This is a genomic window from Edaphocola flava (assembly GCF_004118155.1).
In the GTDB taxonomy this organism is placed as follows: Bacteria; Bacteroidota; Bacteroidia; order Chitinophagales; family Chitinophagaceae; genus Edaphocola; species Edaphocola flava.
This window is the reverse complement of the sequence record NZ_SAIQ01000002.1, coordinates 611,791-624,138: the sequence shown is the minus strand read 5'-3', so window position 1 is coordinate 624,138 and position 12,348 is coordinate 611,791. Positions and strand designations below refer to the sequence as shown.

The window sequence follows — 12,348 nt, the reverse complement described above, 5'->3', positions numbered from 1 at the left end:
AACCCTTCGACAAAATCGTCACGAGAATGTAAAAAACATCTATATAAGTATATACATCCTTTATAAGCAAACTCAGCTACAAAGGATGTATATACATGTTTATCATTAAATTATCTGGATTAGTGTGATACGCCCAGGTTGAAATGGGTTTTGATCAGCAGGATAAGGCCCAGTGCAAAAATGCATATAGCACTGATCTTATTAATGTACATAATTGTACGCAGGTTTAGTTTATGGCGGATCTTATCGGCCAGGAATACTTTCAGAAAGTCGATACCTAATACCAGTCCCAGACAGGTACTGAACAGGACTACTTTATGAGAAGCCTCTACAGAAGGACCGGCAATGAGGGCTACTGCACCTACCCAGGTAAGTACTACTCCAGGATTCAGCGTGTTCATCAGGAAGCCACTGAGCCATATCTGGAAATAAGCACTACGGCTGATCTTCATCGTCTTCTGATCACGATTTGGTTTTTTGGGCTTAAATTTCTTCAGTAAGCCGTACAAACCCATGATCAGGAAAAGGCCACTGCCCACATATCCTACCGTTTTCTGGTGATCTTCCAGGAAGGTCATCCATTGTGTAGCAATATTAGCCAGGGTCACATACAGGATATCGCTCACACTTACTCCCAGTACAAAGGCCAGGCCAGCCCTGTAACTATGGTGCATGCTGTAGCGGATAATTGCAAATAGCGTTGGCCCCACTGAGATCGCCATGAACAGCCCAAGGAATATACCTTTTATGATTGCTTCAGAGTACGTCAAAAGAGTTTCGGTTTAATATGCAATGAAAAAGCAAGATACGATTATTAGTGTTTATAATCGCTGGTGAAATGGAATTCAATATCCGGATTATTCTGGCGTTCTGTGTTCAGGAACCACTCGCTCTGTGCCAGGTAAACCAGGTTACCATCTTTATCTTCCATGATATTTGCCTGCTTGAAGCGGGTAAACTCATCGATCTTTTTCTTTTCCCCGGTAATCCAGCATGCTTTGTAGAAAGACAAAGGCACAAAATCTACCGAAGCACCATACTCCTGTAATAAACGATATTGAATAACCTCGAACTGCAGGTCTCCCACACAGCCGATTATTTTACGGTTACCACCGTGCTGGGTAAACAACTGTGCTACCCCCTCATCCGTCAGCTGGCGTAAACCTTTTTCCAGTTGCTTGGTCTTCATCGGATCTTTATTCACCACTTCACGGAACAGCTCCGGAGAGAAGCTCGGCATTCCGGTAAACATCATTTTCTCCCCTTCTGTCAGTGTATCACCGATCTTAAAGTTACCGGTATCGAACAGACCTACTACATCACCAGGATAGGCATCGTCCACCACTTCTTTGCTGCGGGCCAGGAAGGTATACGGGTTACTGAACTTCATATCCTTATCCAGTCGCACATGCTTATAGCTTTTGTTGCGCTCCAGGCGACCGGAACATACACGCAGGAAGGCGATACGGTCACGGTGTCTAGGGTCCAGGTTGGCGTGAATCTTAAAGATAAACCCGCTGAACTTAGGCTCGCCGGGACATACTTCTCTTACATCTGTGGCACGGCACAATGGATTTGGCGCAATACGCACAAATGTGTCCAGCATCTCACGGATACCGAAGTTATTTACGGCCGAACCGAAGAATACAGGCGCTATTTGTCCTTTCATATAGGCTTCGCCATCCAGCTCGCCATATACACCATCCAGCAGTTCTACATCTTCGCGCAGCTGTGCTGCATCTTTTGCCCCTACTTTCTGATCCAGTAATGCATCATTAATATCATTGATGGCCACACTGTTCTCTTCTGTTGCCTTTTGACTAGGCGTAAACAGGTTCAGGCTTTTTTCGTATAAATTATATACCCCTTTGAACTCGCGACCCATATTAATAGGCCAGGTCAGAGGATGCAAGGAAATATTCAGTTCTTTTTCGATCTCATCGATCAGGTCAAAAGGAAACTTACCGTCACGGTCCATTTTATTAACGAACACAATTACCGGTGTATCGCGCATACGACATACCTCCATCAGGCGGCGGGTCTGCTCCTCTACCCCATTCACACTGTCAATCACCAGAATAACGCTGTCCACGGCAGTGAGGGTACGATAAGTATCTTCAGCAAAGTCCTTGTGACCTGGTGTATCGAGCAGGTTGATCAGGAGATCTTTGTACTCAAAGGTCATTACAGAGGTGGCAACAGAGATACCTCTCTGGCGCTCGATCTCCATAAAATCCGATGTGGCTCCCTTTTTGATCTTATTACTTTTTACCGCTCCGGCTACCTGGATGGCACCACCAAATAACAGCAGTTTTTCGGTCAATGTGGTCTTACCGGCATCCGGGTGGGAAATAATAGCAAAGGTTTTGCGACGATTAATTTCGTTTTGGTATTTCATAATTCGGGTGCAAAGATAATACCTTATGTGTTAACGTGAAACAAAGAGCTATGCATATCACTGATAAGAGATACTATATATTATAATATTCCGTAGTAAAGTCGTATTTTCGCGCCCGTTAAGAGAGATAATTTTGCTTCATTATAAGACATTCATACTGCGGGACGATGCTCCCTGGATCACTTTCGTGCATGGCGCGGGGGGTAGTAGCACCATCTGGTTTAAACAGATCAAGACTTTTGCCTCAGAATATAACCTGCTGATGGTGGATCTGCGCGGGCACGGCGGTTCTAAAGATCATAAAACAAAACAGAAAGGCCGCTATTCCTTCTCTGAGATCGGCGATGATATCATCGAGGTTATGGAGCATGCCGGTATAGCGCAAAGCCATTTTGTGGGCATCTCTTTGGGTACGGTCATCATCCGTGACCTGGCCGAGCGCTACCCTGACCGGGTAAGCAGCCTGGTGATGGGCGGTGCGGTGATGAAGCTGAATCTTCGTTCACGCTTCCTGATGAATATTGCCCGCCTCAGCAAGTCTGTTATTCCTTATATGTTCCTGTACAGCTTCTTTGCCTTTATTGTGATGCCTAAAAAGAATCACAAAGAGTCGAGACTGCTGTTCATCAACGAAGCGAAGAAATTATACCAGAAAGAGTTTAAGAAATGGGTAACCCTCTTTACTACCCTGAACCCACTGGTAGCATTCTTCCGTATGAAGGAGACACATGTACGTACTTTATACATTATGGGTGCAGAAGACTACATGTTCCTGCCTGCTATTCAAAAGCTGACCGGGCACCATCGTAATGCGCAACTGCACATTATCCCGGACTGCGGTCATGTGGTGAATGTAGAACAACCGGATGTATTTAACCGCGAAGTATTTTCCTTTTTACAAAAGGGCAAATAGTCAACTGTTACATGACCATACATTTTCTAAAAAATTACGAAGATTATAAACGTAAAGGATTAGGGCCTAAAATTGCACGGTTCGGAATTCCAAGCGGTCTTAGCGAAGCAGAGATCGTGGAAATGGAACTGGCACTCAATGAGGCAAAGCCTTTTCCGCAAACCTTTCGGGAGTATCTGTATATCGGAGGAGATTTCAATTGTATCTCCATGAATGAAGGTGGTAAAAATATCCCGAAGGCATCCCTGTATTTTAGAGCCGAATTAGGTAAAAGGGGCTTTGATATATCGCGGCCAATAGTAATGGTCCATATCTTTGAAGGCAAGTGTGGCACCTTTATCTACCTGGATGAAGGCGACGATCCTAAGCCCTGGAACTGCTCTATATCCCCCGCATATGATACAGATGAAGGTGAGATGATCTGGGATGCGCCCTATGACTCCTTCTCACAAATGATCGATGTACATATCGAGCACTCTTTGAAAGGAATTCCTTTTTGATTTTTCTCCTGAATACCCATAAAACAATATGTATCAATTTCTACCCGGAAAATTGTTTTGTTCCGCAGCACTATTATTGATGAGCGGTAGCCTGTTGGCACAAACAAAACACAAACCTAAATTCCCGAATCCCAAATTAAGAACAAGCATAGAGCTTGGCATTATATCTGCCGAGGCTAAAGTATCATATAATATCAACCGCTGGAATAGTGTTTCCTTGGGGTGGGGATATGGTTATACTATAGCCGGCTTTAGTGACCCTAAATTTGCCAACACACAAAAGCAACAGCCAAATCCTAGAGACATGTCGTTATTGGGAGATTTCCATGCATGGTCCAGTTTTATGGTTAGTGGCTCTTACCGGTACTACTTGAGACACCGCGGCAATTATCTGCCAAATGGTGGCTACCTCGGTGTGCTGCTTCGCTACAGAGGTGCACAAATAGAATATATAGGTAAAGACAATTACGAAATGAGGCCTGTATTTTTCTATGCCGCACAGCTGGGCCACTTAAATTACTTAACATCTAATAGATTATACACAGATTTTTCTATAGGATACGGACTATGTATAAATGATCAATATACGGCAAAGGAATTTGCGCCACAATTATCATTATCCATAGGCTGGTTCATTGGTCCCAACAAAGTGCGCGAAGACAAAACAACAACACCATAAACATAAAACAGGCTGCATGAATCATGCAGCCTGTTTTATGTTGAACGCTTATTATCTAAGGGTTTGTATGAATGAGTTTGCGATGCAGGATCAGTCCATCAGGAAGGGTAATCTTAAGCATATATATACCAGAAGGCAAACCTAAAGACAGTACACTCTTTTGCTGGTTTATGTTACTATTCTGAACTGCTCTGCCCAATACGTCATAGACACCTGCAGTTGCCTGATGATATCCTTCCGGCAGTACCAGGTTATAGACTCCAGAACCAGGATTGGGATATAGCTGCATGCGTGACGCGAGCTGCTGTTCTGTAATGCTGTTCGTATTGATGGTGATATGAAAACAATCGGAAGTATCGCGGCAACCGTTACTGCTGCTGACCGCCAGGGCATAGTCTCCGGTCTGTGTCGGCGTAAATGTAGCATTAGTAGCACCGGATACCAGCTGCCCGGTGTTACAGTCAATCCATTGATAGTTTATACCAGTACCCATCGCCGTCAGGGTTTGGTTCTGTATTGTTACCCGCGGATCTAAATAACACTGAAATAATTTCAACAGGTATATATCCTCTCCACCATTGGAGGTGAGGCTATAAGTTGGCGCACCCGGATTAAAATCTACGGTCTGGTTAAACTCGCCGCTGACAAAGATCTGACCTGTGGTATCCAGCTCAATGGTATTGCCACGGGAGACAAAAGTAGACTGCAGTGCGCGGCCCCAGAGAAAGTGTTTACTGGAATCATATTTACAGATATAGGTTTGCACATTACCCGCCGAAGGTATCGTATACGTACCGGGTCCCGGGTCAAAATCTACTGCAGTATTATGATAGTAGCCGGTGATATAGTAATTATTAAACTTGTCTACATAGCCACGGTTTGCTGTGCTGTAGTCTACAGAGAAAGACCATTTAAATTCACCGGCAGTATCCAGCTTTACCACAAAACTACTGAGGTAAGGAGAAGAGGTCATCATACCACCATCGCCTCCATCGTTAAAATTCATGGTGCCACTATATCCGCCGCAGACATATAGATTATCTTTCAAGTCGTAATCGATATCATTACTGTAGGAACTGCCACCGGTACCGATAAAGCAACGGACCCATTTAAAGTTTCCGTTTTTATCCCATTTTACTACATATAGCTTTTCCTCTGAGTTAGGATAAGGAATCACCGCAGCAGGGCCCGGATCGAAATCACAGTTAGAAGAGAACTGGCCGGTGAGGTAAATATTACCTTCGTAATCGGTATCCATCTTACAGGATTCTTCCGGTCCGTCGCCACCATAGCTTTTGGCCCATATCAGGCCGCCATCGAGGTTATACTTAGCTACAAATATATGGCGTACCGGTGCTGTCAGCAGGTAAGTGCCCGGTCCCGGATCAAAGTCAATATTTCCGGTACCGAATGTTCCGGAAACGAGAATTCCGTTTTCTTTAGATACAATAATATCGTAGCCCTGGTTAACGTTTAATGCGGTTCCGCTCAAAACATTAACCCATTGCAGGACACCATTGGTATTTAATTTAAGAAAGAAGATGGATCCGGTATTGGAGGTACTGGTATACAACTGCTGTCCTGGTCCCGGATCAAAATCTACGGTACCACGAAAGCTGCCCGTTATATAGATAGCATTACCCGCATCGGTCGTTACAGATTCTGTATACATAGCACCATTACTGCCCCCGAAGGTATCGATCCAGAGTACAGTACCGGCAGTGTCCATTTTGGTCACAAAGCTTTTAGGGTTATTGATACTTCCTGTCACGGTAAATGTATTCGGCCCCGGATCCAGGTCTGCAACAGCGTTTGCATTGCCTACACAGACGAGGCGCTGCATTTTGTCAAAGGTCTTATCAGTAATGTATTCATTGCCGGTGCCGCCAATCTGTTTGGCCCAACGAAAATCCTGGGCGCGGACGGTGGTCACAAAGCATGATAACAGGGCAAAGAGGGAATAAAAATGTTTCATGGGAAATGTTTTATAGTGCAATAAAAATAAAGCATATATATATTATTTGCAAGCTTAACACATAAATAAAGGATATAAAACAAAAGAGCGGCTATTGCCGCTCTTTTGTTTTATGGTTGTAATTGAGGTTGTGGTTCTATTTGTTTCATGACCCAATCCATCTCCGGATCTTTATCATTTTTCTTGTCTTCGTAGGTCTGGATAATCTCCTTATCCGGGAAGATACCTCGTCCTTTTACTTCAGTTCCATTTTCCGGACGAATGTGCATCAGGCCCATTCTCCAGGGCAGACGGGAATGTGGCAAACGGAACAGCGGCATTACTCCTGCAACTGTACCATTAAAGTCTCCGCCGGTTTCTTCTCCAACGAACGTTACATTAGGCAAGGCTTTCAGCTCAGAAGATAACAGACAGGCAGCAGAGAAACAGCCACCATTGATGAGCACATAGATCTTGCCCTTGAACGCATTGGCCCGGGGCTTGTTTTCATCTGTACCATATAAGTTATGATAATAATATTTTCCGTCATCTTTACGCGTACCAAAGAAACGGTCTCCGGCATAGAATGGATAGAATAGTGCCATAAACGGGTAGGCAAACTTAGGTACCCGCTGGAACAAACCGGCGCGCAGCATACTTGTTTTGGACACTACCTGTGTAGGTCTGTAAAAAGTAAAGTTGGTATCGGCCAGGTATTCATAAAGTTTTACAATCTCCTTGGCGCTACCACCAGGATTATCCCTGATATCCAGAATCAGCGTGCTACAGTCCTGCTTGCGGATAGAATCAAATATCTCTGCATAGGCTTTGCGGAATTGCCCACCCATAAACTGTCTGATGGTTACAATAGCCACAGCACTGTCTTTGCCGGCAAAGCTCAGGCTACGGGTATACTTCTTTGTTTCCTTATCATACCCATAAACACTCTGGTTACGCTCTTCCTGTTTTTCTGTTTCTTTTTTGGCCAACGCTGTCGCTTTGGTTACAGAATCCTGTTGCAAAACAGTGTCTTTGACTACCGGCGAAACGGTTGTTTTGGCAATCTTCTGCTTTTCTTTTTTAGGTGTCTCTTCTTCAGCCGTAGTATCTTTCAGGCGGTGTACCATTGTAGTAAATGTAGAATCGCCCTGGCGTATCACAAATGGCAGGCTGTCATTCACACCAATCTCTTCTATCAGGTATACAGGAAACCTTCGGGCAAATATCTTACGGATAAAGGTCTGGTTATATCCATCGGAAGTAAAAGTATTTCTGTATTTTTCGTACACCGCTTTAGTCCAGACACCTTTTATAGCCAGTACCTCTGCACCTCTTTTGATCTCTTTGTGTATAGAATGGTTATTGAGCACATACAGCTTCCCCTGTTCCCAGAAATAGTCAAACTGTGATACCGGCCCTTTCCCCGCTTCGTTCATGGCTTTCGCTTCTTTGCGGGTATATTTTTTAGCCAGGGGTAGCATAGTCATATGACCCTGGTGTACCGATGCAACTACCGGGCTGATGGCCAGAAAGAACTCATTTGGTGTCATGCGGTGATTCACCACCTTACGCAAGCTGTCAAACTTATAAGCCATGGCCTCTTTACTCGTATACCAGTCGTAATTCGGATGCTTCTTAATCAGTTTCTTTTCTACAAAATTTATATCTTTCTGCAGCTTGTGAACAGATATGGCCGTATTGCGCAGCCTGTTATTCCGCTCCACAGTTTTACAGGCACCAAAGAGCAAGGTAAAGGAAAAGAGGATAAATATTTTATACATAATGATAAGAAAAATTATGTGACGAAAATACAGTTTTAAACTGCAATATTCTAACCCCGAACGGGGTATTTACCAGAAAAAATTTCACAATAAAAAACGCCCGAAAATATCGCGGGCGTTTTTTATATAATACTTCTAAATGTGATGATTAAAACTTAGCGGCTATTTTAAAATTGATCAGTCTTGAGGTTAAACGATTGGGAATATAGAAGTTCATATCTGTATTCAGCGACTGGATATACTCATAAGAAAGTGTATTGGAAATACCCAGCAGGTTAAACACTTCCAGGCTCACCCAAACCGATTTCACGCCTTTAAAAATACTGTAAGCACGGGCAGGATTCTTCACCCCGTCAAGCAGCAAGGCAGAGAAACCTATATCTACTCTTTTATAATCCGGCAGACGGAAGCTTTCTACTTTGTTGAAGGTATAACCAGGAGGCGGCACCGGTAGGCCGGTTGCATACATCATATTCAGGTATACTTTAAAGTTGTGGTTCTGCGGCAGGTAATCGGAGAAGAATACCCCAAAGGTTACCCGACCATCGGTAGGACGTGGTTTATAATCGCCATAGGTATTGGTTGCCGGGTCCAGTATGCGCTCCATAGTTTTCAGATAACCCAGGCTCACCCAGGATTCTGCGTCTTTTACCAGGTCACCGAACAATCTTACTTCTCCACCGTAGGCATAACCTTTACTGTTGTTATTGGCTGCATAGCGGATGCGTACATTATCATATTCATAAGGCACCAGGTCCCATAATGATTTGTAGTATACCTCAGCTGTAAGTTTGAACGGACGATCGCCCAGCGCAACGAAGTTATAATCGGTACCGGCGGCGAAGTGTGCCGATTTCTGTGCTTTCAATGCCGTATTCAGTGTACCGTCGAGTGCGCGCATCTCACGATAGAATGGCGGTTGGGCATACATACCCGCTGCTATCTTAAACAGGATATTGGCATCCCAGTCCGGCTTGAAACTGAAGTTACCTCTTGGGCTCCAGAGCATTTCTTTATTCAGGAAAGAATACGTTCCTCTCAGCCCAAGGCTCAGGATCATATCCTTATTCAGTAAAATATTGTCCTGCACAAATGCAGCAACTTTATTATAATTCAGTTCATTATCTGCGCGGAAGCTCTGGTACATATTCACCTGATACGGATCGTATGGAATAGAGAAACCAGCACTGTCTCTGCGCTCCCACTCCATCAGGCGGTCATAGATCACCACATGAGATAAGTCAGCACCGAAAGAGAGGTAGTGCTTACCTCCATCGTAGGACCCACGTAAACCGACATTGGCCACAGCTGCCTGGAGAAAGTTGCGGGCATAACGGTGTATGGCACCGGAACCCAGACTGATCTTATCTTCACCCAGGTTTTTGCTACCCAGATCCAGCTCTACCAGCGATAACTGGTATTGGCTCATAATATCAAAGGTCTCTTGCTCATTAGACTGGAACATACCGCCCAGTACTTTCAGTTTCAGGCGGTCATTAGGTTTATACGTAAGCGATACCCCTCCGAAAGCATTGTCAAACTGGTCTATTTCAGAACCATCATACAATACATTAAAAGCAAGCGCCTGCGTAATGGAACCGAATGCGGTACGGGAACTCTCCGGTTCAAAACGAAAACGGTTCAGGGCATAGTTACCGATAAACTCCAGCTCCAGGCTGCGCGATATTTTATAATTGATTAAAGCCTGCAGATCGCTGAAAGAAGGATTGTACTGCCCTTTTGTGATCTGAGACTGCAACAGGTAGCGGTTCGATTTCTGGCGGAAACCGATCAGGTAAGTCAGTCTTTGTTTTTTGGAAGCACCCGCCAGGTGGGCCTGGAAGCCCAGCAGGCTTACCATTGCCGAACCGGAGAATGATTTAGGTCTTTTATAAGTTACATCCAGTACAGAAGACATTTTATCGCCATACTTCGCCTGAAAGCCGCCAACAGAAAAGTTTACACTACCTACCAGGTCAGTGTTTACAAAACTCAAGCCCTCCTGTTGTCCACTGCGGACGAGGAAAGGACGATTGATCTCAAAATCGTTGACATAAACCAGGTTTTCATCAAAGTTACCACCACGTACGGTATACTGGGAAGTCAGTTCATTCCGGCTACCTACCAATACCTTCAGCTGCCCTTCAATACCCCCAATGGTGCTCGGTAACTTATCTACATCTTTAGTATTGATACCAATGGTACCCACCTCACCTCTTATCTTCTCATCTTTTACCTCAACCTCGTTCAGTAAAGTTGCATTTTGCTCCAGATATACATTTCGTACCAGGTGCTGCCCTGCCTCTACGGTTACATTGAACGGTTCTGATTCGTAACCCATCAATGATGCTTTCAGGTTCAGTCTTTTGCCGGAAGGAATTTCAATAGTATAATTACCCAGTGAGTCGGAGAATACGACAAGCTCTGTTTTCTGCAGCTGTACCTGTGCATCACGAATAGGCTTACCTTCGGTATCCATGATTTTCCCGGACAGGGTACTGTTCTGCGCTACAGCAAACAGGCTGCTACACAGGCAGCCTAAGAGTATGAATAAGTTTTTTTTATATTGCATAGTGATCTTTCAAGTAAACGAAAATCCGGCACGGATTATTGCTACCTTTTAGGGTGGGCGTTCCTGCTCTTGCAGGCAAAACGGGTTTCGGGCGGGGTTTAGCGCTTTTTCTGATACATACGGTTGATGTCATTACCACAACCACAACCTTTTTTACCGGTTGCACAGCTTTGCAGGCAAAGGGACAGCACCATTAATACACCCAATATCCCCCATATTTTATTACGCTTCATTTGTTTCAACCATTTATATCCGCCGGAGGTATTCCTGTTTTTTTCTTTTCTTTGTGCACAGGATCATTCCGGATGCGGATTGTGTCCTTCAAAATTATAAAAATAAAGGCATAAATCGTTTATCCCTACATAATCTTTTCATATTGTCTGCTCTTCCTAAAAAAATACTGATTGCACCACTGGACTGGGGGCTGGGTCATACTACCCGCTGCCTTCCGGTCATAGCTGCATTGTTGCAGGAAGGACACACTGTTATTGCAGCAGCAGAGGGTGCACCGGCAAGTATATTGAAAGCACAGTTTCCAGGATTGCAGATGCTGCCGTTAAAAGGATATGAAATCCGCTACAGCCGCAATGCAAAGATGTTTATGCCTAAGCTGCTCCTGCAGATCCCCAAGATCATCGGGCGTATTATATATGAACATCGCTGGCTGAAACGGGTACAGGCACAACATCAGTTTGATATTATCATTTCTGATAACCGTTACGGATTATACCATCCGGCGCTGACATCCATTATCATGACCCACCAGGTGCAGATTTTAAGTGGTATGGGCAAGCTTGCCGATAAAGTGCTGCTATCCCGCCACCGAAGTATGCTGGAGCGTTTTGATCAATGCTGGGTGGTAGATGATGCGACCAAAGGGCTTTCGGGTATACTGGCCCATCCGGAAAAGATGCCGGATAATGCCACTTATATAGGCCCCTTATCGCAGTTTATGCGGTATGCTGCGCCGGATACTACAGCTGACCACTGCCTGGTTTTATTATCCGGACCAGAACCCATGCGCAGCCAGCTGGAGCATATGCTCTGGTGCCAATGCTGTACCCTGACCGACTACCGTTTTATTTTTGTTGCCGGAAATATAAAAGGTAAAGCACCGGATCATTGTCCGGAACATATACAATATTACCCTTACCTGGGCGGTGCAGCACTGCAAGAGGCCATGGCTACTGCCCGGCTGGTGATCTGCCGCAGCGGTTACTCTACCCTTATGGACCTGGACTACCTGCAAAAACCGGCCATACTGATTCCTACTCCGGGACAAACAGAACAGGAATACCTGGCCCGTTACTGGGCAGATTCGGGCAGGGCGGTACAATATAGCCAGGACAATATTCAACTGGAAGCAGGGATCGCACATATATACAATAAGCACCATAACATCTCAACAAAAACCAGTACAGACCGTAATGGCAATGGCCTCAAAGCCTTGTCCCTGTGGCTTCGGCAGCAGCTTTACAAATAAATTCATAAATCGCCCAGTTTCGGTTGTTAAAATCATTACGCTTTAGTAATTTTACAGCCGAAATACAA

The 12,348-nt window shown here is 44.6% G+C and carries 10 protein-coding genes; 4 read left to right on the top strand and 6 right to left on the bottom strand.

All coding sequences use genetic code 11. From position 1 onward, the window contains the following. Positions 1 to 119: 119 nt before the first annotated feature. Entirely contained in the window at positions 120 to 770 is a 651-nt protein-coding gene (locus tag EMP01_RS08950; protein ID WP_129021167.1) for a LysE family translocator, read from the bottom strand. A gap of 44 nt (positions 771 to 814) precedes the next feature. Next, positions 815 to 2,398, bottom strand: coding sequence for a peptide chain release factor 3 (locus tag EMP01_RS08945; RefSeq protein ID WP_129021166.1), 1,584 nt, complete (start codon positions 2,396 to 2,398; stop codon positions 815 to 817). 133 nt (positions 2,399 to 2,531) lie between these two features. Here EMP01_RS08945 and EMP01_RS08940 point away from each other — a divergent pair, with 133 nt between their 5' ends. From EMP01_RS08940 to EMP01_RS08930, 3 genes are read left to right on the top strand one after another with little or no spacing between them, the layout of a single operon-like run. Beyond that, on the top strand, positions 2,532 to 3,311 hold the full coding sequence (locus EMP01_RS08940) for an alpha/beta fold hydrolase (RefSeq protein ID WP_129021165.1): 780 nt from the start codon (positions 2,532 to 2,534) through the stop codon (positions 3,309 to 3,311). An 11-nt stretch (positions 3,312 to 3,322) separates the two neighbouring features. Continuing rightward, positions 3,323 to 3,811 (top strand): hypothetical protein, encoded by a 489-nt coding sequence (locus tag EMP01_RS08935; protein WP_129021164.1) that lies wholly within the window; start codon positions 3,323 to 3,325, stop codon positions 3,809 to 3,811. 28 nt (positions 3,812 to 3,839) lie between these two features. Next, positions 3,840 to 4,490, top strand: a complete 651-nt coding sequence (locus EMP01_RS08930; RefSeq protein WP_129021163.1) for a hypothetical protein — start codon at positions 3,840 to 3,842, stop codon at positions 4,488 to 4,490. A 55-nt stretch (positions 4,491 to 4,545) separates the two neighbouring features. Here the strand turns inward: EMP01_RS08930 and EMP01_RS08925 are convergent, their stop codons facing one another. The 4 genes from EMP01_RS08925 to EMP01_RS15770 all read right to left on the bottom strand — a co-directional run bounded on the left by EMP01_RS08925 (position 4,546) and on the right by EMP01_RS15770 (position 11,030). Then, positions 4,546 to 6,465, bottom strand: coding sequence for a T9SS type A sorting domain-containing protein (locus EMP01_RS08925; RefSeq protein ID WP_129021162.1), 1,920 nt, complete (start codon positions 6,463 to 6,465; stop codon positions 4,546 to 4,548). Positions 6,466 to 6,575: 110 nt separating this feature from the next. Beyond that, entirely contained in the window at positions 6,576 to 8,225 is a 1,650-nt protein-coding gene (locus tag EMP01_RS08920; protein ID WP_129021161.1) for a S41 family peptidase, read from the bottom strand. A 148-nt stretch (positions 8,226 to 8,373) separates the two neighbouring features. Further along, positions 8,374 to 10,797 carry a TonB-dependent receptor gene (locus EMP01_RS08915; RefSeq protein WP_129021160.1) on the bottom strand — a complete coding sequence of 808 codons (2,424 nt, stop codon included), beginning with the start codon at positions 10,795 to 10,797 and terminating at the stop codon, positions 8,374 to 8,376. 98 nt (positions 10,798 to 10,895) lie between these two features. Continuing rightward, positions 10,896 to 11,030, bottom strand: coding sequence for a hypothetical protein (locus tag EMP01_RS15770; RefSeq protein WP_262707777.1), 135 nt, complete (start codon positions 11,028 to 11,030; stop codon positions 10,896 to 10,898). Positions 11,031 to 11,173: 143 nt separating this feature from the next. Between EMP01_RS15770 and EMP01_RS08910 the strand changes: the two genes are divergently transcribed. Beyond that, a complete protein-coding gene (locus EMP01_RS08910) occupies positions 11,174 to 12,280 on the top strand; it encodes a glycosyltransferase (RefSeq protein ID WP_161971276.1) in 1,107 nt (368 codons plus the stop codon). The last annotated feature ends 68 nt before the right edge of the window (positions 12,281 to 12,348 follow it).

What these genes read in the sequence shown, in the direction of transcription:
- EMP01_RS08945 (WP_129021166.1), bottom strand. Translation starts at nt 2,398, where the DNA reads ATGAAATACCAAAACGAAATTAATCGTCGCAAAACCTTTGCTATTATT.
- EMP01_RS08935 (WP_129021164.1), top strand. Translation starts at nt 3,323, where the DNA reads ATGACCATACATTTTCTAAAAAATTACGAAGATTATAAACGTAAAGGA.
- EMP01_RS08930 (WP_129021163.1), top strand. Translation starts at nt 3,840, where the DNA reads ATGTATCAATTTCTACCCGGAAAATTGTTTTGTTCCGCAGCACTATTA.
- EMP01_RS08925 (WP_129021162.1), bottom strand. Translation starts at nt 6,465, where the DNA reads ATGAAACATTTTTATTCCCTCTTTGCCCTGTTATCATGCTTTGTGACC.
- EMP01_RS08920 (WP_129021161.1), bottom strand. Translation starts at nt 8,225, where the DNA reads ATGTATAAAATATTTATCCTCTTTTCCTTTACCTTGCTCTTTGGTGCC.
- EMP01_RS08915 (WP_129021160.1), bottom strand. Translation starts at nt 10,797, where the DNA reads ATGCAATATAAAAAAAACTTATTCATACTCTTAGGCTGCCTGTGTAGC.
- EMP01_RS15770 (WP_262707777.1), bottom strand. Translation starts at nt 11,030, where the DNA reads ATGAAGCGTAATAAAATATGGGGGATATTGGGTGTATTAATGGTGCTG.